This window comes from Nonomuraea guangzhouensis (assembly GCF_019396345.1).
GTDB classification, from domain to species: domain Bacteria; phylum Actinomycetota; class Actinomycetes; order Streptosporangiales; family Streptosporangiaceae; genus Nonomuraea; species Nonomuraea guangzhouensis.
On the sequence record NZ_JAHKRM010000041.1, the window covers coordinates 1 to 17772 of the forward strand.

General features: G+C 67.7%; 20 protein-coding genes. 6 read left to right on the forward strand and 14 right to left on the reverse strand.

All coding sequences use genetic code 11. The annotated features are described in order from the left end of the window. The 4 genes from KME78_RS53710 to KME78_RS53725 form a co-directional block, all read right to left on the reverse strand. Positions 1-1390: heavy metal translocating P-type ATPase (locus KME78_RS53710; protein ID WP_219537791.1), on the reverse strand; the 1390-nt coding region annotated here is incomplete at its 3' end. A gap of 23 nt (positions 1391-1413) precedes the next feature. Beyond that, entirely contained in the window at positions 1414-2310 is an 897-nt protein-coding gene (locus KME78_RS53715) for a DUF8832 domain-containing protein (RefSeq protein ID WP_219537792.1), read from the reverse strand. After that, the gene (locus tag KME78_RS53720; RefSeq protein WP_219537793.1) at positions 2307-2519 is read right to left on the reverse strand and encodes a heavy-metal-associated domain-containing protein; all 213 of its coding nucleotides are present in this window, start codon (positions 2517-2519) and stop codon (positions 2307-2309) included. The genes KME78_RS53715 and KME78_RS53720 overlap by 4 nt, the downstream gene beginning before the upstream one ends. Positions 2520-2541: 22 nt before the next feature. After that, positions 2542-2823 (reverse strand): metal-sensitive transcriptional regulator, encoded by a 282-nt coding sequence (locus KME78_RS53725; RefSeq protein ID WP_219537794.1) that lies wholly within the window; start codon positions 2821-2823, stop codon positions 2542-2544. A 362-nt stretch (positions 2824-3185) separates the two neighbouring features. Here KME78_RS53725 and KME78_RS53730 point away from each other — a divergent pair, with 362 nt between their 5' ends. Then, on the forward strand, positions 3186-4469 hold the full coding sequence (locus KME78_RS53730; RefSeq protein ID WP_219537795.1) for a hypothetical protein: 1284 nt from the start codon (positions 3186-3188) through the stop codon (positions 4467-4469). 157 nt (positions 4470-4626) lie between these two features. Here KME78_RS53730 and KME78_RS53735 read toward each other — a convergent pair whose 3' ends face one another. Continuing rightward, a complete protein-coding gene (locus tag KME78_RS53735; RefSeq protein ID WP_219537796.1) occupies positions 4627-5142 on the reverse strand; it encodes a hypothetical protein in 516 nt (171 codons plus the stop codon). After that, positions 5132-5560: a MarR family winged helix-turn-helix transcriptional regulator gene (locus tag KME78_RS53740; protein ID WP_219537797.1), complete on the reverse strand. Its 429-nt coding sequence runs from the start codon at positions 5558-5560 to the stop codon at positions 5132-5134. Before KME78_RS53740 ends, KME78_RS53735 begins: the two co-directional genes overlap by 11 nt. A 170-nt stretch (positions 5561-5730) precedes the next feature. Between KME78_RS53740 and KME78_RS53745 the strand changes: the two genes are divergently transcribed. After that, a complete protein-coding gene (locus KME78_RS53745; RefSeq protein WP_219537798.1) occupies positions 5731-6090 on the forward strand; it encodes a DUF6153 family protein in 360 nt (119 codons plus the stop codon). Positions 6091-6150: 60 nt separating this feature from the next. Beyond that, positions 6151-7671 (forward strand): multicopper oxidase family protein, encoded by a 1521-nt coding sequence (locus KME78_RS53750; protein ID WP_219537799.1) that lies wholly within the window; start codon positions 6151-6153, stop codon positions 7669-7671. 295 nt (positions 7672-7966) lie between these two features. Here KME78_RS53750 and KME78_RS53755 read toward each other — a convergent pair whose 3' ends face one another. From KME78_RS53755 to KME78_RS53785, 7 genes are all read right to left on the reverse strand, one after another. Further along, positions 7967-9073, reverse strand: coding sequence for a serine hydrolase domain-containing protein (locus KME78_RS53755; RefSeq protein WP_308127482.1), 1107 nt, complete (start codon positions 9071-9073; stop codon positions 7967-7969). Positions 9074-9210: 137 nt separating this feature from the next. Then, the gene (locus KME78_RS53760; protein ID WP_219537800.1) at positions 9211-9987 is read right to left on the reverse strand and encodes a hypothetical protein; all 777 of its coding nucleotides are present in this window, start codon (positions 9985-9987) and stop codon (positions 9211-9213) included. Beyond that, entirely contained in the window at positions 9984-10775 is a 792-nt protein-coding gene (locus tag KME78_RS53765; RefSeq protein WP_219537801.1) for an ABC transporter permease, read from the reverse strand. The genes KME78_RS53760 and KME78_RS53765 overlap by 4 nt, the downstream gene beginning before the upstream one ends. Positions 10776-10780: 5 nt before the next feature. Further along, complete coding sequence (locus KME78_RS53770; RefSeq protein ID WP_219537802.1) at positions 10781-11494, reverse strand: ABC transporter ATP-binding protein; 714 nt, start codon at positions 11492-11494, stop codon at positions 10781-10783. Between the two features lie 85 nt (positions 11495-11579). Further along, entirely contained in the window at positions 11580-12224 is a 645-nt protein-coding gene (locus tag KME78_RS53775) for a response regulator (RefSeq protein ID WP_308127483.1), read from the reverse strand. Positions 12225-12235: 11 nt separating this feature from the next. Continuing rightward, on the reverse strand, positions 12236-13357 hold the full coding sequence (locus KME78_RS53780) for a sensor histidine kinase (RefSeq protein WP_219537804.1): 1122 nt from the start codon (positions 13355-13357) through the stop codon (positions 12236-12238). 159 nt (positions 13358-13516) lie between these two features. Beyond that, positions 13517-14146 carry an ATP-binding protein gene (locus KME78_RS53785; protein ID WP_219537805.1) on the reverse strand — a complete coding sequence of 210 codons (630 nt, stop codon included), beginning with the start codon at positions 14144-14146 and terminating at the stop codon, positions 13517-13519. Positions 14147-14233: 87 nt separating this feature from the next. Between KME78_RS53785 and KME78_RS53790 the strand changes: the two genes are divergently transcribed. The 3 genes from KME78_RS53790 to KME78_RS67690 all read left to right on the forward strand — a co-directional run bounded on the left by KME78_RS53790 (position 14234) and on the right by KME78_RS67690 (position 16865). Continuing rightward, complete coding sequence (locus tag KME78_RS53790; protein ID WP_219537806.1) at positions 14234-15079, forward strand: helix-turn-helix domain-containing protein; 846 nt, start codon at positions 14234-14236, stop codon at positions 15077-15079. Further along, positions 15070-15288, forward strand: coding sequence for a DUF397 domain-containing protein (locus KME78_RS53795; protein WP_308127484.1), 219 nt, complete (start codon positions 15070-15072; stop codon positions 15286-15288). Before KME78_RS53790 ends, KME78_RS53795 begins: the two co-directional genes overlap by 10 nt. Positions 15289-15479: 191 nt before the next feature. Further along, positions 15480-16865, forward strand: coding sequence for a cytochrome P450 (locus KME78_RS67690; RefSeq protein ID WP_219537807.1), 1386 nt, complete (start codon positions 15480-15482; stop codon positions 16863-16865). Between the two features lie 26 nt (positions 16866-16891). Here the strand turns inward: KME78_RS67690 and KME78_RS53805 are convergent, their stop codons facing one another. Beyond that, positions 16892-17701 carry a class I SAM-dependent methyltransferase gene (locus KME78_RS53805; RefSeq protein WP_219537808.1) on the reverse strand — a complete coding sequence of 270 codons (810 nt, stop codon included), beginning with the start codon at positions 17699-17701 and terminating at the stop codon, positions 16892-16894. Positions 17702-17772: the final 71 nt, after the last annotated feature.

Genomic DNA, 17772 nt, shown 5'->3' on the forward strand with positions numbered 1-17772 from the left:
CGCCGTCGGCCAGGTGCACGCTGGTGAGGGTCATCTTGCCCTCGGTGACCGTGCCGGTCTTGTCCAGCACGATCGTGTCGATCCGGCGGGTGGATTCGAGCACCTCTGGCCCCTTGATCAGGATGCCCAGCTGGGCGCCCCTGCCGGTGCCGACCAGCAGCGCCGTCGGCGTGGCCAGGCCCAGCGCGCAGGGGCAGGCGATGATCAGCACCGCCACCGCCGCCGTGAACGCCGCCCCGGCCCCGCCGCCGGTGCCGAGCCAGAACCCGAGGGTGCCGATGGCCAGGGCGATCACGATCGGTACGAAGATGCCGGAGATCCGATCGGCCAGCCGCTGGACCTGCGCCTTGCCCGTCTGCGCGTCCTCCACCAGCTTGGCCATCTGGGCCAGTTGGGTGTCGGCGCCGACTCTGGTCGCGCGGATGATCAGGCGGCCGCCGGCGTTGACGGTGGCACCGGTGACGGCGTCGCCGATCCCGACCTCGACCGGCACGGATTCGCCGGTCAGCATGGAGGCGTCGACCGCTGAGGTGCCCTCTTCGATCACCCCGTCGGTGGCGATCTTCTCGCCAGGTCGCACCACGAACCGATCCCCGACCTGGAGCTGGTCGCTGGGGATGCGGGTCTCCACGCCGTCGCGCAGCACCGCGACGTCCTTGGCGCCCAGTTCCAGCAGGGCCCGCAACGCGGCGCCGGCGCGGCGCTTGGAACGCGCCTCGAAGTAGCGCCCGGCCAGGATGAACGCGGTCACCCCTGCCGCGGCTTCGAGGTAGATGTTGCCGGAGCCGTCGGTGCGCTCGATGGTGAAGGCGAACGGGTGCGTCATCCCGGGCGTGCCCGCCGTACCGAAGAACAGCGCCCAAAGCGACCAGCCGAGCGCGGCCAGCGTGCCGATCGAGATCAGCGTGTCCATCGTGGCGGCACCGTGCCGCAGGTTGGTCCAGGCGGCCTTGTGGAACGGCCAGCCCGCGTAGACCACCACCGGCGCGGCCAGCGTCAGCGACAACCACTGCCAGCTGGTGAACTGCAACGGCGGGATCATCGCCATCGCGATCACCGGCACGGACAGCACCACCGAGGTGATGAGCCGGCTGCGCAGCGGACGCAGTTCGTCCTCCGCCTCTTCCTCGGCCGTCACCGTCTCGCTCTTGGGCGGCGCGGGCAGGGCGGCGCTGTAGCCGGCCTTCTCGACTTCGCTGATCAGCGTCTGCGGGTCGATGTCCTCGGAAAAGGTGACCTTCGCCTTCTCCGTCGCGTAGTTGACCGTGGCTGTGACGCCGTCCAGCTTGTTCAGCTTGCGCTCGATCCGATTGGCGCACGACGCGCAGGTCATGCCGCCGATCGAGAGTTCGACCGCGTTGGGCGGACGGTCATCAGTGATGGAAGACATCACCGTTCTCCTTTCTCTCTCGATCAGTGGCCGTGCGTGTCTTCGGTGGCCGGGGTGCCCGCCGTCGCGGGTGCCGCCTTGGCGGTGAAGTCGGCGGTACGGACCTTGTCCTGGTGCTGGAAGTCCAGGAACAGCCGGTAGTCACCACCGGAGGGCACCTCGGCGTAGAAGGTGATCTCCGGACCTGCCTTCTCGCTGGCCTCGGGGTGTACGTGCAGGTAGGCCAGGTCCTTGGCGCGCAGTGCGACCAGATGGCCGTACGCGCCCAGGTAGGGCTGCAGGTCGGTGACCGGCTTGCCGTCCTTGCTGACCGACAGCGTCACCTTGCTGGCCTTGCCCGGAACCAGGTCCCCGTCAAGGGTGACCGTATAGCCGTCGACCGTCGCCGTACGGCCGACCGGAGGCAACGCCTTCGGCTGGTAGGCGCCCGCGACCGACAGATCCGTCCCAAGAGTCAGCCCACTGCCGCCGGAGGGGACGAAATCGGCAAAGGCGCGATAGGCGCCCGCCTCGGGCAGCGTCAGCTTGACCGACCAGACACCGCCCCCTGCCTCGACCGGGTGCAGGTGCTGGAAACTCGTCAGATCCCGGGACGCGACGATGAAGTGCAGTTTCTTGTCGTGCTCCACCTGGTAATCGGTCACCGGCTTGCCGTCGGGACCTGTCACGGTGAATTGGAAGTCGGTGGGCTCGCCCGGCTTGATCGCCGTGCTGAGCGGGTTGAGGGTGTAGCCGTTTTCGGACACTTGGAGCCCCCCAGGGGTATCACTCTTCGCCTGCTCGGCAGGCATCGCCATTGCGGCGTGATCCTCGGCCGGTGGGGCGCCGATCGGGCCCACCACCTTGCCCGCGCCCAGGGCGCCGCCGAAGACGACGGCGAGCCCGAGGACGTAGGAGCCGAGCTTGGTGGCGGTGTTCATGACCCGCTCACCACCTCGTAGCCGGCCTCCTCGACAGCGGCTGCGATCTTCGCCGCGTCGACCAGGCCGTCACTGTCAACGGTCAGCAGGCCGCTGGCCAGGTCCACCTCGACGTTCGTCACGCCGGGCACCTCGCCAACCTCTTCCTTGACCGAGCTGACGCAGTGTCCGCAGGTCATGCCCTTAACGGTGTAGGTCGCGGTGCTCATATCAATGTCTCCTTCAACGCGGTCAAGAACGGACGAGTCTGGCGATGGCATCGGAAGCTTCCTTGACCTTGGCGTCTGCCTCGGGGCCGCCCTTCAAGGTGGCCTCGGCGACACAGTGGGCCAGGTGCTCTTCGAGCAGCGACAGGGAGAAGGACTTCAGCGCGCTGGTCGCCGCCGACACCTGGGTCAGGATGTCGATGCAGTACTTGTCCTCTTCGACCATTCGCTGCAGGCCGCGGATCTGCCCTTCGACACGCCGCAGCCGCGTCGCGTGGTCCTGCTTGCTGTTGCTGTATCCGGCCATGTCCAGCCTCCCGTCGGGTTCGTCGCCGGGAATAACACTATACCCCCCTACCGTATTCCGCAGAACCTCGGGAGGTTGAACTGCCACACGTGATCCGCGAACCAGGCGTGCTCGAAGGGACCGAAGCTCGCCGCGTTCCTCGCCGCCGTACCCGTCGTCAACGACGCGATCACCGCGGCTGCTCGGGGCGATCGGAGTGCTGCCGGCCAGTGCTTTGTCGAGGTTGTCTCCACGATGATCCGCACCGATGGTTGATGACGCGAGTGATTGGCAGCGAACCTCACTAAGGGCAAGATGCCACTAGAGGAGTTCTGTCATAAAGGGCAGGCAGATCCTACGATCATGGCGGGACGGGACAGGGGATGGTTCCGTTTGTCCTGCTCGCGCTGGCCGATGCACCAAGGCACGGCTATGTGCTGGCCGGCCACCTGGCCCATCGGGTGCTGCGCCAACTGGCCGTGGACGGCCTGGTGACAGCGGAATGGATGCTGGGCGAGGAGCACCTGCATGAACGCGCGGCGGATCTGCGGAGGCAGGCCGAGCGTATCGAGCTGTTCATCGACCGCTATCGCGAACTGTTTGCCGCACAGGAGACCGTCAATGCCGCCGCGGCACCCCGCGCGACGACACCCAAGACATGCGGCCAATGCCCGAGACCGGACAAGGAGACGAAGATGAACCCGCAAAATGAGGCGCCCACGCAGGATCACGCACCCCAGTTGTCCCGCCGGGAAGCGGTGACGGCAGGCGGTCTGCTCGCTTTGGGGATGGCCGGCGCGGCAGGGGGACCAGCGAGTGCGTCGGCGAGCAGCACGACAAGCGGTACAGCCGCGGCCAGATCCACCGTCCGCCTGGCCAGCGTCACGACCGTCCAGGACGGGGGTCTGCTGCCGCGCCTGCTCGCCCCCTTCGAGGCGCGAACCGGCCGGCGCGTACAGGTCCACATCGGAGAAGACGTGTACGCCAAGGCCCGCGCCGGAGAAGCCGACCTGGTCTTCTCCCACCTGGGGCACAAGGACACCCAAGCCTTCATCACCGAAGGGCTTGGCCAATGGCCACGTACGGTGTTGTTCAACGCCTCCGCGCTGATCATGCACGCGAGCGACCCGGCCGGCGTGGCGGAGGTCGCCGATCCGGTGGCGGCGTTTCGCCGCATCGCCGATGCGCGTGCGCCCTTCATCGGCAGCGCCATGCCCGGGCTGGCCTACATCGCCGACATCTTGTGGAACGCCGCCGGCCGCCCGGACAAGACCGGCTGGTACGACGGCACCGGGCTCGGCCCGGAAGCGGCCATGCGGGCCGCCGCCCAGCAGCGCGGCTACAGCCTGTGGGGACTCACCCCGTTCCTCGTCTGGCAGAAGAGCAACCCGCTCCCCTTACGCCCTGCGTTGTACGGCGATGAGATGTTCCACCGCGTCATGGTGTCAATCGTGGTCAATCCGGCCAGGTTCCCCCGCGCGAACGTGGCGGGCGCGCTGGCCCTGCAGGAGTACCTGCTCCTGCCCGCCACCCAAGCACTGATCCAAAATCACCGCTACCCCGGCCTCGACCAGCCCGTCTTCTGGCCGGCGGGCCGCGACAACGCCGCCGAACTGCTGCCCGCCCCAGCCGGAACCCGCGCCGTTCCTGGCACTGGCGGAGGGTGATGACACCTGAGGGGCACATTCGCGGGCCAGCAACGGTGTCCCGGCGAAGGGCGGGTTACTTCGGTTGCCAGCGGCCGATCTTCTTGGAGACGAGGATGGCGCCGATTCGTTCGTAGAAGCGTTGCGCGGCCACGTTGGCCTCGGCGACCTCCCAAGGTCAGCCGTGTTCTGCGTGCCGGCCGTGGTCGGTGACCTGGGCGTCGAACCACGCGTGCAACGCTGTGACCAGGGACGCGTCGGAGGTGGCGTAGGTTATCCGGGCGCCTGCGGGCAGTTCGGCATAGCGGATGTCGATGCGGCTGTGGCCTTGTTCGAGGTCGCGCAGGCCCGGCATCTCACCGCCGTGGATGGAGGCGGGGTCGCCGTAGTCGCCCTCGCTGAAGCCTGCGGTCTCGGCGGTCAGGTGCTGGCGGATCAGTTTGACCTGCTCGGCGTCGGCGGGGTCGTCGGAGGTGACCGTCTGCACGCCGCCGGTGGCGGACTTGGCGAAGCGGTGCGTGGTGCGCTCCAGGTCGAACGGCATCACCTGCCGGCTCCTGGCCGCGATCTCGGCCTGCCGGGCGGCTGTCGCCTGCTGTTCGTTGCGGCTGATGACCACGTACGCCGTCCCGGCGACGACGATGAGCGCGAGCGCTGCGATGAGCGCCTGGGTGCGTCGATTCTTAAGTTTCATCTATGGCTTCCGTGAGGATGGTCAGGGCACGTAGCACGTCGGCGCGTTCGCCCTCGGGGACACGCTCCAAAACGGCGGAGAACCGCTTCGCTCTGGCCTCGGCCAGCCGGGCCGCGGCCGTCACCCCTTGCGGGGTGAGCTGGACCAGCACTCCGCGCCCATCGCCGGGCGCGGGAGTGCGCTCGGCCCAGCCGCGGTTGATGAGCTGGGTGACCAGCCGGCTGGTGGTGCTCTTCTCCAGACGGAGCCGGTGTGCCAGATCGCTCTGCCGCAACGCGCCGTCCCTGGCCAGTTCGCCCAGCGCGTGCGCCTCCGACACCGGGACGGGCTGCCCGCAGGGAGTCCGGTCCGGCTGGTGGAGGCCGAAGGCCCGGACGAAGCGGGCCACAGCATCCTGGAGTTCGCGATCATCCGCCATAGTTCGACCATACAACTAGATGGTTGTACTGCACAACCAGATGACCGGCCAGCGGGAGGTCTCCATGATTCGGCGAGGTCTGCCAGACCTGGCGCGACGGCGCCCCCGCCACGGCAAAGTCCTGGACCGGAAATACTACGGACCATAGGCGACGGCACTATTCTGGAGGCATGAGCCGAGCACACCGCATGGTCTTGCGACTAGTGTTGCTCGTAGCTTTGGCGCTCGGCGTCGTGGCGATGCACTCCCTGGGCCATCTCAGCGGGCCCGGCATGTCCCCCGACACCCACCATTCCTCCATGCAGGCCACTAGCCTTTCCCACACCGGACAGCCTCCTGTCGGCGACCACCCCTCCATGGCGGGCTGGGTGTGCTTGGCGATCCTCGGCATGGGTGTGCTCCTGCTCTGCCTGGCGTTGCGCCGTCGCCGCACCTCCAGCGCTTCATCTCATACCGGCCGCTGGTTGCGGCTCTGGTCACAGGTTCTGCGCGGCCCGCCGCCGACTCGCACGGTCGTGTTGCGGATCTAGAGCGTCCCCGGACCAGCTCTCGATCCCTTCCCTGTACGACCTTCCAAGCGAGGCATCACCATGACCATTGATCGACGCACCCTGCTCAAAACCGGCCTCGGCCTGCTGGGCGGGGCCGCCCTCACAGCCTGCGGCGGCACGAGCCGTACCTCCTCCCCGTCCTTCGTCACCCCGGCCGGGCCACAGGTGCGCGCCGCCGAGCAGGCCCGCCGCCCGGGCGCTGCCAGGGATTTCCGCCTGGTCGCCGCCGAGACCCAGGCCGACCTCGGCGGCCTGACCGTACGGACCTGGGCGTACGACGGCCGCATCCCCGGCACTCCGATCCGGGTGAACGCCGGCGAGACAGTACGCGCCCGCCTGGTCAACCGGCTTCCCGCCGACACCAGCATCCACTGGCACGGCCTGGCGCTGCGCAACGACGCCGACGGCGTGCCCGGCGTCACCCAGCAGCCGGTCAAGACCGGTGCCGCGTACGTCTACGAGTTCACCGCGCCCGACCCGGGCACGTACTGGTTCCACCCGCACTCCGGCACCCAGCTCGACCGTGGCCTGTACGCGCCGATGATCGTCGAGGACCCGCGCGAGCCGCTCGGCTACGACGAGGAGTGGGTCGTCGTCCTCGACGACTGGCTCGACGGCGTCACGGGAACCCCGGAGGACGTCCTGGCCGAGCTCTCCCGCGGCATGGGCGGTATGAACCACGGCGGCATGATGGGCGACAGCGCGTCCCCCAGCCAACCGCCCGGTAAGGGCGGCCACATGCTGATGGGCGCGAGGAGCCCGCTGCTCGGCGGCGACGCGGGCGACGTCCGCTACCCGCACTTCCTGCTCAACGGCCGCATCCCCACCCAACCGGCGACCTTCACCACCAAACCTGGCACCCGGCTGCGCATCCGCCTGATCAACGCCGGCGGAGACACCGCCTTCCGCGTCGCCCTGGCCGGACACCGCCTGACCGTCACCCATACCGACGGCTTCCCCATTCAGCACACCGACACGGATGCGCTGCTCATCGGCATGGGAGAGCGCTATGACGTGCTCGTCACCCTCAAGGACGGCGTCTTCGCCCTGGCCGCGCTGGCCGAAGGCAAGAACGCCACCGCCCGCGCCCTCATCCGTACCAGCGAACAGTCCCGGGCCCCACGCGCGGACCGGCGCCCTCGCGAGCTCGACGGCACGGTGCTCCGCTATGCCGACCTCCGGGCAGACGATTCGGCGAGGCTGCCGTCCAAGCGGCCGGACCGCATCGTCAAGCTGGAGCTCACCGGCGGCATGATGGCCTACGACTGGGCGATCAACGGCCGGAAGTACGACCCAAAGATCATCACACCGATTCGTTCCGGGGAACGGGTGCGCCTGTCGTTCGTCAATCGCACCACGATGTGGCACCCCATGCACCTGCACGGCCACACCTTCGCCCTGCCGAGCGGCGCCCGCAAGGACACCGCGATCGTCCTGCCGAACAGCACCCTCGACGTCGACTTCCAGGCCGGCAACCCGGGCATCTGGATGATCCATTGCCATAACGTCTACCACGCCGAGTCCGGCATGATGACGCTGCTCGGCTACCAGCAAGCCTGACCGAGCTACCGTGCCGTCCCCTGGGCAGGCTTCAAGCGACAGACCGGCTGAGTCTCTCGTGGGCCCGCCTCAGGGGGCGCCCCCCGGAACGTGGGCCACGTTCGTCAGGCTCGAACGCGGGCAATTGTCGCCTGCCGGTTCACCTCGCCCGTACCGACCCCCATGGCAGTACCGACCGAGCCTGTACTACAGAGGTGCTCCAGCTGCTGCCTGGACAGCGTGGACCAGCGCGTCGCCAACTACCGGCGGGCTCTGGTCTACCGCCTGCATGCCCCATAGGAAAGCGAGGGCCGGGTCAGTCCTCGCCTACGACGGTCAGGTCGTCGTCCAGCGCTGCGGCGATCGCGGCGGCGCGGGAATGATCGTCCAGTCGTCGCGTCAGGTAGGCACATCCGTGCCGGTGCTTGAGGGACCACCAGGCGGCCGAACCGCCGATCCCACCCTTGGCGATCTTGCCGCGGTCTCGGACGAACCCCAGCGTCCAGGTGATCCTGGTGCCGAAGACCTCATCGAAGTCGGTGACCTGGGAAGCCAGGAGATCGGCGTGCAACTGCGGCCCGAGCAGCGCGCGTACGGGACCGTCTTCGCTGGTCAGCTCGGAGAAGAACCTGGCCATGGCGGTCGCGGTGGTGTGCAGGTTGACCGCGCCGAACACCGCCTGCCGCCACGATCGCGAGTTCGCCCGCTCGACGTCCAGGGTCCCGTCGGGGATCCGCAGCCATGGCGCCGCGTGCAACTGGCTGGGCCATTCCGGGTCGGCATACTCCAGGTCGGCGACGCGCTCCAGCGCATCATCCGGCACCCCGAACCAGGCGTCCAGCCCCAGCGCGGGCCGGACCCTCTCGTTGAACACCTCCCCCAGCGTGGTCCCGGCACCGGCGCGCAGGATGCCGTCCACGAGATGTCCGTAGGTCAGCGCATGCTCCCCAAGCGACGTCCCGGGGACGTACTCCGGCGCCGCCCGCGCCAGGCTTTCCCGCAGCCCGGCGTCGTCCAGCAGGTCCAGGCCCGCGGCTTCGGCCGGGAACCGCGGCTGCCCCGCCCGGTGCGTGAGCACCTGACGCAACGTGGTGCGCTCCTTACCGCCGACCCCGTACGCGGGCCAATACCGGGATATCGGCTCGTCCAGGGCCAGCGCGCCGTCGCGCACCACCACCAGGGCGGCGAGCGTCACGAACGACTTCGACAGAGAGTACGGCTGCACCAAGGTGTCGGCCCGCCAAGGGTGGTGCCGAGCGGCGTCGACCCATCCCCCGCTCAGCCGGACGACCTCGCGGCCGTCCCGCCAGACCGACACTCCGGCTCCTGTCTCCCGGCCGTCGCGCAACAAGTCCTGGAAGACCTCGCGCACCCTGTCGTACCCGTCCGAAACGAATCCTTCGACCGGCACCGCATCGCTCACTTCGCACACCCCCGCATGGACGACCTTTTTCTCGAATATACCCATGCAGGGTATATGGGACAACGGCTGGAGACCATGAGGTGGGACCTGCGGCGGCTGCTGGGGTTGCCAGCGTGGACACGTCGGGTCTCCGGCAACTAGCTGTCTCTGTACACGAAGGCTTTCCAGGCGACGGAAGCCAACAGAGCCGCCCAGGTGGCCAACACGAGTAGCCCAGCGGCTGGGTGGAGCGCGGTGGCGGGGTCGACGGGCATCCGGAGAAGGCTCAGGGCCGCCTCGTGCGGGAGGAACTTCACCATGTGCGGCAGGGTGCTCTGAAACGACGGTGAGACGAGAACGGGCGTGAGGAAGAGCACAGCGAGAGGAGTGACGACCGTCTTCGCGATGACGGCGAAACCGTGGCCGATGAGGCCGAGCAGGAGATAAGTGGTCAGGAGAGCTAGGAAGCCGACCACGACATCGCCGGCTCGCAGCTCTCCGGCGCGAACCGCCGCAGCGTGCCGCAGGATGTAGCCAGGGAGGACGGCCGGTATCGACGCGATCAGGCTGAGCGCCGCGCTGACGATGAGTTTGGCGGCGAACAGTCGGTTGTGGTCGGGGACGGCGGCGAGGGTGACGCGCAGCTGGCCGCCGCGATACTCGCTGCCGGCCGCGAAGACCGTGATCGCGATGAACACGTAGACCGGTGCGAGCATGAGGGTGCCGAGCCGGGCGATCGGGATGGGACCGTCATGACCGGCGATACGGACGACGTCCGTGGCCGCGATGACGCCGAGCAGGGTGTTGGCGCCGAACGCGATGATGAGAGCAATCCAGGTGGCGGGGAGAGTAGTGATCTTGATCCGCTCGGCGGCGAGCGTGTCGCTGAACCGGACGGTCGCCACCGGTAAGGGAGTGGACGTCGCGGTTCTCATCGCGCGTCCCTCTTGCTGAGCGTGATCGCCGCGCCGACGGCGGTTACAGCGGCCCATCCGATGAGGACGAGCAGGCCATGCTCCCGGCTGGCCGTGAGGTCGTTGATACCGGGATCGAGCATGAGGTTCCTGGCCGCACTGAGCGGCAACAGCGCGTCCAGATCCGGGGCGGCCCCGGCCAGGGCCTGGCTCATCGTGATGGCGATCAGTGCCACGGTGACGATGATGCCGGTCAGGGTGTTGCGCGCGACGGTGGTGATGGCGAACGCGGTAAGGCAGAACAAGACCGCGAAGGTGATGAACCGGCCGTGGCCGAGGAAGGCTTCACTGGTCAGGAGCAGGCCCGGATTCCAGGCTTTGACGGCGACGTACATGAACGCGGTGCTGATGCCCGCGATGAGGATCGCGACGACAAGCACGTACAGTGCCGTGGCAAGGAGCTTCGCGGCCAACATGCGAACGGTGCGCGGCATGGCGAGCACGGTCAGGCCGAGCTGCTGTGAGCGGAACTCCTGCCCCGCGATCACTGCGGCGAGCACGGGCAGGAACAGGCCCATCTGCAGCGACCCTCCGGCCAGAAGGCCGAGGATCGCCTCCGTCGCCGGTTGGGGTTCCCCGATGAAGACCTCGATGGTGCCCGCGGGAGTGATGTCCGCCACCGCGTCGGCCAAGAGCTTGGCGGGTTGGAGCTGGACCAGCACATGAAGGGCGAGGATGATGCCGGTGACGATCCACACGCTGGGCAGGGTGAGGATCTTGGTCAGTTCCGATCGGGTCGCTGGCACCATCGCGTTCACCACCGCGATCCCGTCCGGTCGCCGGTGAGGGCGAAGAACGCCGTCTCCAGCGAGGCATGGCCGGCCGTGATCTCGGCCAGCGCGCCCTGGGTCACGATACGACCGTGGTTGATGATCACCACGTCATGGGCGGTATCAGCCATTTCCGTCATGAGATGACTCGACAACAGTACGGTGCGGCCACCGGCCGCATAGTCCCGGAGGAAGGTACGAACCCAGCGGATACCGTCCGGGTCCAGCCCGTTCACGGGTTCATCGAGGATGAGGATCTCCGGCTCACCGAGTAGCGCCCCGGCGAGCCCGAGTCGCTGCTTCATGCCGAGTGAGTACTTCTTCACCCGCTGCTTCGCCGCATCCGTCAGGCCGACGAGATCAAGGACTTCCCGCACCCGCTTGCGGGGGATCCTGTTTGATTGGGCGATCCACGACAAGTGGTCGATTGCGCGACGCTCGGGCACCGGGCCCGCGCCGTCCAGCAATGCGCCGACCGTTCGCAGCGGGTCTGTCAGGTCTCGGTAGCGCCCTCCTTTGATCAGCGCTTGTCCGCTGGTGGCAGCGTCCAGGTCGAGCAGAATGCGCAGCGTGCTGGATTTGCCGGCGCCGTTCGGGCCGAGGAACCCCGTGACCCGGCCGGGCTGGGCCGTGAACGTGACCTCATCGACTGCCTTCTTGCTCCGATAGTGCTTGCTGAGCCCGGTAACTTCGATCACTGGACACCTTGAATCGTCGTGCTGGATGGTTTCGTCCAGCTTGCGGAGACGAGGTGTCGGGCCGCGTCCCCCGAACGTGGACTCCTCAGCGAGACTCGTGCAACAGTCCGGCCTCGTAGGCGAGCACGGCCAGGTGAGTGCGGTCGTTCACGTCGAGCTTGGCGAACATGCGCTTGAGATAGGTGCGCACCGTCTCCAGGCTCAGGAACAGCTCGTCGGCGATCTCCTGGTTCGAACACCCACGCGCGACCAAGCGGATCACCTGCACCTCTCTCGCAGAGAGCAACTCGTCCGCGAACGCGTGCCGATGCTTCGACCGCCTCGGCGTGAACTGGCGCATCAGCCTCGCGGTGACCTCCGGTGCGAGCATGGCATGGCCCGCGTGCACGGTACGGACCGCATGGAGCACCTCTGGCGGCGACGCATTCTTCAGCAGGAACCCCGACGCGCCCAGGGTCAAGGCCTCGTGAACATACTCGTCGAGATCGAATGTGGTCAGCATGATTACCCGGGTGCCTTCCGCCTTGGCAAGGACCCGACGGGCCACGTCCAGCCCGCCACCGCCCGGCATCTGCACATCGAGTAGAGCCACGTCGGGTTCGAGCGCGAGGATCAGCCGCGATGCCTCCACGCCATCGGCCGCCTCCCCAGCGACGCGGAAACCCTCGGTGCGCTCGAACAGCTTCCGGTACACGGCACGGAACCGGCTGTCATCGTCCGCCAGAAACACACTGACAGACCTCATCTCGCGCCTCCCAGCGGCAGCCGTGCTTCGACCTCGAAGCCTCGATCCGGCAGGTTCCGCCAGGCCACGGTGCCACCGGCCAGATGCGCTCGCTCCCGCATCCCCCACAACCCGAACCCGGACACGCCGTCCTCCTTACCAGGGCCGTCGTCACGGACACGAACGACGAGCACATCACCGTCCGCATGGATCTCCACGGTGCAGGCAGCGCCCGGCGCGTGCCGTACCACGTTGCTCAGCGCCTCCTGAACGATCCGGAACGCAACTGCTGCGGCAACCTCATCGATCTGCTCAGGCGCCGCGATCCGCGTGTCGATGCCCACTCCTGCGGCACGCGCGGCGGCGACGAGCTCCGGCAGTCGCGAGATGCCGGGGACGGGCGCTGCCGTGTCCGCTCGGCCGGGCTCCATGCCAGGGCCCGCCCGGAGCGAGCGGACAAGTGATTGGATGTCCTCCAACGCCGACCTCGCGTGATTCTCGATGTCGGCAAGCGTGTCACGGAGCTCCTGCTCGCTCGCGTCCGCAAGGCCCCGTGTCACCCCGGCCTCGGCGCTGATCACCCCAAGGGCGTGCCCCACCACATCATGCACGTCACGAGCAACATCAAGCTGCACACGAACAGCCTGCTCGACAGCCCGGGCGCGTTCGCTCTCCCGAACGGACTCGACCTGCCTCCCCACGGTGACACCCAACAACCACGACCCGCTCAAGGCCGCAGCCGCGATCACCACACGCTGCCCCCACCCACCCAGGCTGTCTTCCGGGACACCCGTCACGGCCGCCAAGACGGCGACGGCACCGACAACAACGAGGACGAACACGCGAACCCGCGATGCGCGAGTCAGCGCCAGCGAATACAGACACCAGGCCGTAGCGAGCATCGGATCCTGACATAGGCCCAGCAAGCTCGCCGCGACCGTCACGGCACCTGCTGTCGTCGCTGCCGCCACCGGCAGTCGCCGGTGCAGCAGCATCGCCGCCGCCACGACGGCAGCCAGCACCAGCCCCGCAACCGAGCGCCAGGTGCCGGCCACCTCGATGATCGAAGGAAGCCAGAACACCCCGATGACCGCGAACGCCGCCGCCGCGTCCACGAACAGCCGCCGCAGACCTGGCATGACGCTGTCGCTGCTGGAACGGCACCCCATCAACACGCCCCATTCACGACGGCCAGCACGTCAGTCCGCGTACTGAGCCGGCACCCGGTCACTCCTGCGCGCCAGCAAGCGTCTCATAAGCCGTGGACCTGCCGATCTTCAATGTGCGGGCCGCCTCGGTCACGTCTCATGACATCCCATGTACGGAAGCCTTCCGGGTAGGCACGGGAGCCTGATCGACGTCCTCGCAAGCGTTACTTCGTCCACGCCTCGACTCCGGGAGGGGATGGGGAGTTCGAACCAGACAGCGCGCCCCAGCCATCGCCGCCTGACGCCCCATGTCGTGGCCAGGGCCGCCACGATGTGCAGGCCCCGGCCGCTGGTCTCGCTGGGGTCGTTGCGGAGGCGTGGCCTCGACCGCCATCCCTGGTCCATCACCTCGACGCGGACCCGTCGGTGGTCGAGCCACATGCGGACCCGGAACGATCCGTGTCGCCATCGGCCGGAGATCGTGTGCTTTATGGCATTGGCCGACAGCTCGGTGGCCAGGAGGCGCAGATCATCGAGGAGGTCTTCGTCTTCGGCGGTCTCGGGGCGTTCGACAACGAGCCATCTCGACGTATAAATCCGTACATCACTAATAATGTCCGGACGACCGGGAAATCTCATCTCGCCGACCATTCGCATGCCAAGCGATGCCATTTTCACCACCTTTGTCCCATACATTCGCTTCCCTGTATATGCCAGCAAAGACCCCGCCAGCCTCTGCCATATGAACAGCGGTCTACTATCTGCCGCCAACCACTTCACAACACTGCTCGCAGCGAGCTACCTTGTGTGCGGGAAAAGTCCCAGAGCGGTCCCAGACTTTCACTGGCACTAAACCAGAAAGCTGGAATGGACCTGGCGCAGGGAGCAGTGATGCCACCACTTAAAGAGCTGGACCCAACTGCCAGCCCAACAGCGCGTTTCGGCGCGGAACTACGCAAATTCCGACTCGCTGCAAATTTGACTCAGAGCCAGCTCGCCGATCGCATCGGCTACAGCAAAAGCCGCATCGGAAACGTGGAGCGCGGCGACGAGAATCCCACACGTGAATTGATCGAGCTCTGCGAAAAGGCGCTCGGTCTGGAAGGTGAGTTGCTCGCCCACTGGCCGGCCATCAGCGGTAAAGGCATGCCTGACTGGTATCGGCAGTGGCCGCCGATCGAACGCAAGGCAGATCAGATCATCAGCGTCGCTCCACTGATCGTGCCCGGGCTGGCACAGACCGAGGAGTACGCTCGCGCGATCTTCTCCGGGGAGCCGGACGCGACGCCTCAACAAGTGGAGGAGGCGGTGCAGGCCCGCTTGGAACGGCAGGCCATCTTCGTCCGGTCCGAGCCGCCCAAGTACCTCGCCGTCGTGGACGAAGGCATCCTGTATCGTCCGATTGGAGATGGTTCTGTGACCCGTCGCCAACTGGAACATCTGATCGTCATGGCCGAGAACAACTGGTTCAGCGTCCAGCTCGTCCCCTACGAGGCCTCGTGTACGGCAGTGCTGGTGGGCCCGGTTGTCTTGGCGCAGGAGAACGGAGTGCCGATCGCCGCGTACGTCGAATCAGCCCTTCACGGTCGCGTCATCGACAGACCCGAAGAGATCAAGCGGCTCGTGGGCAGGCTCGAATGTGTGCGTAAGGCGGCGCTCCCCGAGTACCTCTCAATGCAGCGCATCAAGGGGAGAGTTGCAGCGTGGAGCTGAGCGAAGAAATCACGAGGGAGATCACGGACCCGACGGGGTGGATCACCGCGTCAAGTGGCCAGGGCGGCGAGTGCCTGGAGGCCAAGCACCTGTCCGACGGCCGCGTCGCCCTGCGCGACACGGAGCAGCCCGACACCCAGCCCTGGGTTCTCCGCCGGGCTGTCTGGGACAAGTTCATCACCGGCGCGAAGAACGGCCTGTTCGACTGATCACGCGGCCCCTGGCGATCCGCCCGGGGCCGTCGCATGTCTTGCCACGTTCGCGATTCACCGCCTGAGTACTTGCCGTCACCGCCGGTATACGTGATGCTTACTGACCTCTTGAGCTAATCGGCGGAAAGCTCCCAGAACACGTCAGATGTGGCGAAGGGAGCGGCAAACCAGAGAGGTAGTACGTCCCCGTGACCCGTGGCACGTGGCCCCAGCAGCCCTCCGAAATACCCTCATCGACGTCCGTAGAACCGCTGCTGACCAGGGACTACGACGCCGAACCCGCGCTCGTGCACGAACGCCTGCGCGCCAGGTACGGATCGGTGGCCCCGGTCGATCTCCTCGGGGTGCCGGTCTGGTTCGTCCTCGGCTATGAGGACGTGCTGCGCGTCCTGCAGAACTCGGGCGGCATCTGGAGCAAGGACGTGGACCGGTGGCACGCCTATGTGGAGGGCCGGATACCGACGGACTGGCCCCTGCTCCCCGTCTTCCAGCTCAACAGCTCGACCTTCCAGGAGGGCATCGCGCAGCAGGAGTTGCGGGCCGCGTGGACCAGCGCGCTCATGCCGTTCCAGGACCCGTCCCAAGCGCAGGCGAAGAAGTTGGAACACGCCATCGTGCGCTACGCCGACGACCTCCTCGACGTGCTGACGGAAGGCGGCTCCACGGGATGGGCGGACCTGGCCGCGCAGTACGCGCGGCCGCTCCCGCTGATGGTCGCCAACCGCCTGCTCGGCTTCCCCGCGGCGCGCGGCGAGGACGTGGTGATGGACATCTGGCGGATGGTCGACGCCGGGCCCGACGCGCCCGCGGCGTTCGAGCGTCTGTACGCCGCCATGAGGGAGCTCGCGGCCACCAAGCGGGAGCATCCCGGAGACGACCTGCCCTCCTACATGATCCAGGCCAAGCCGGACTTCACCTTGGACGAGCTGGCCCGCGAGCTCCTCATGCTGCCCGGCTTTCTGGACTTCACCACCAGCCTCGTCTGCAACGTGGTCGTCGAGGTCATCTCCAACCCGGATGTGCGGGAGAGCCTGTCGGTGGGATCCATCGACGAGACGGTGAATCGGGTCGCCCTGCTCAATCCGCCGATGGCCAACCTGAGCTTCCGGTTCCCGATGACGGACGTGAAGCTGGGCAACTACACGATCCCCGCCGGCGATCCGGTGATGCTCTCCGTCGCGGGCGCCCACGCCGACCCGCGGTTCGCCGGGGCGATCGATCGGCAGGCCATCCGCAGCACCCGCGCGCACCTGGCTTGGGGAGCGGGACCGCACAGCTGCCTGGGCCAGCGGCTGGCGACCCAGATCACCATCATCGCCGTGCGCCGGCTCTTCGGCCGACTCTCCAGGATCAAGCTCGCGCTTCCTGCTGATCAGCTGCCCTGGCGCCCGTCCCCGTTCGCGCGAGCGCTGCGGTCCTTGCCCATCCAGTACGAACTCACCGGCGAGCAGGTCCACACGCGTACCGCCGGTTCTGCCGACGCGCAGCCGTCCCAAGCGGTTGAGGCCGCCGGACAACCGGCCCGCCGTTCCCCACTGTGGAATTTCCTGCGTGGGCTGCGTCGCCCACGATAAGGAACCGTCGCCGTACCGGCCCCCCGTCAGGCGCGGGTCCCGGTCGCGAATCGCACCGTGCGGGGTAGCACGAACGTCTCGTACGCCAGGGCGTCTTCCAGGGCTGCCCTGGCCTCCGGGTGCAGGTATTCGGGGATGGTCTCCAGGGAGGCGCGGCGGGCGGCCGACCATAGCCAGTCCCATACCTGTCCGGCCTCCACAGTCACCTCGAACACCACGTCCTCACAGCGAACCCCGTCCAGGCCGCCGTCCGTGAGCAGCTCGGTCAGTTCCCCGGCCGTGCTGAGGGTGCGGTGGAAGGGGGCGCTGCCCGCGCCTGTGGTGTACGGGGCCAAGGCCCGCGCCACCACGCCGAGCAGTTCGAGCTCGGCCGGGCTCGCCTGGGCCAGCAGGCTGGCGGCCAGCCGTCCGCCGGGCCGGAGCAGGCCGGTCATGGAACGTACGGCGGTCAGCGGGTCGGGCAGGAAGTACAGCATCATCCCGGCCAGCACGACGTCGAACCGCTCCCCGGGCAGGAGTTCCTCGGCCCGTTCCGCGTCGCCCTGGAGGACCGTGGCGTGCGTCAGGCCGTGTCGTTCGATCTCGGCCGTGGCGGCGGCGACCATTCCCGGCGCGAGGTCCAGCCCGACCACCCGGCCCGTCGGCCCGACCGCCCCGGCCGCCGGGATCAGCGAGGCGCCGGTGCCGCAGCCGGCGTCCAGCACCCGGTCACCCGGCTCCGGGGCTGCCTGGCGTACCAACTCGGCGGCCACGGGGCCGAAGAACGGCACACCGACCTGTTCGTAGGTGCCGGACGCGCGGTCGAACACACCGGCCATGTACTGCTTGGCGTCCAAGACGTCTCCTTGCGATAGAGGGAAAGGGGTGAGGGCAGGCCGACAGACCCCGGACCATCTGGTCCGGGGTC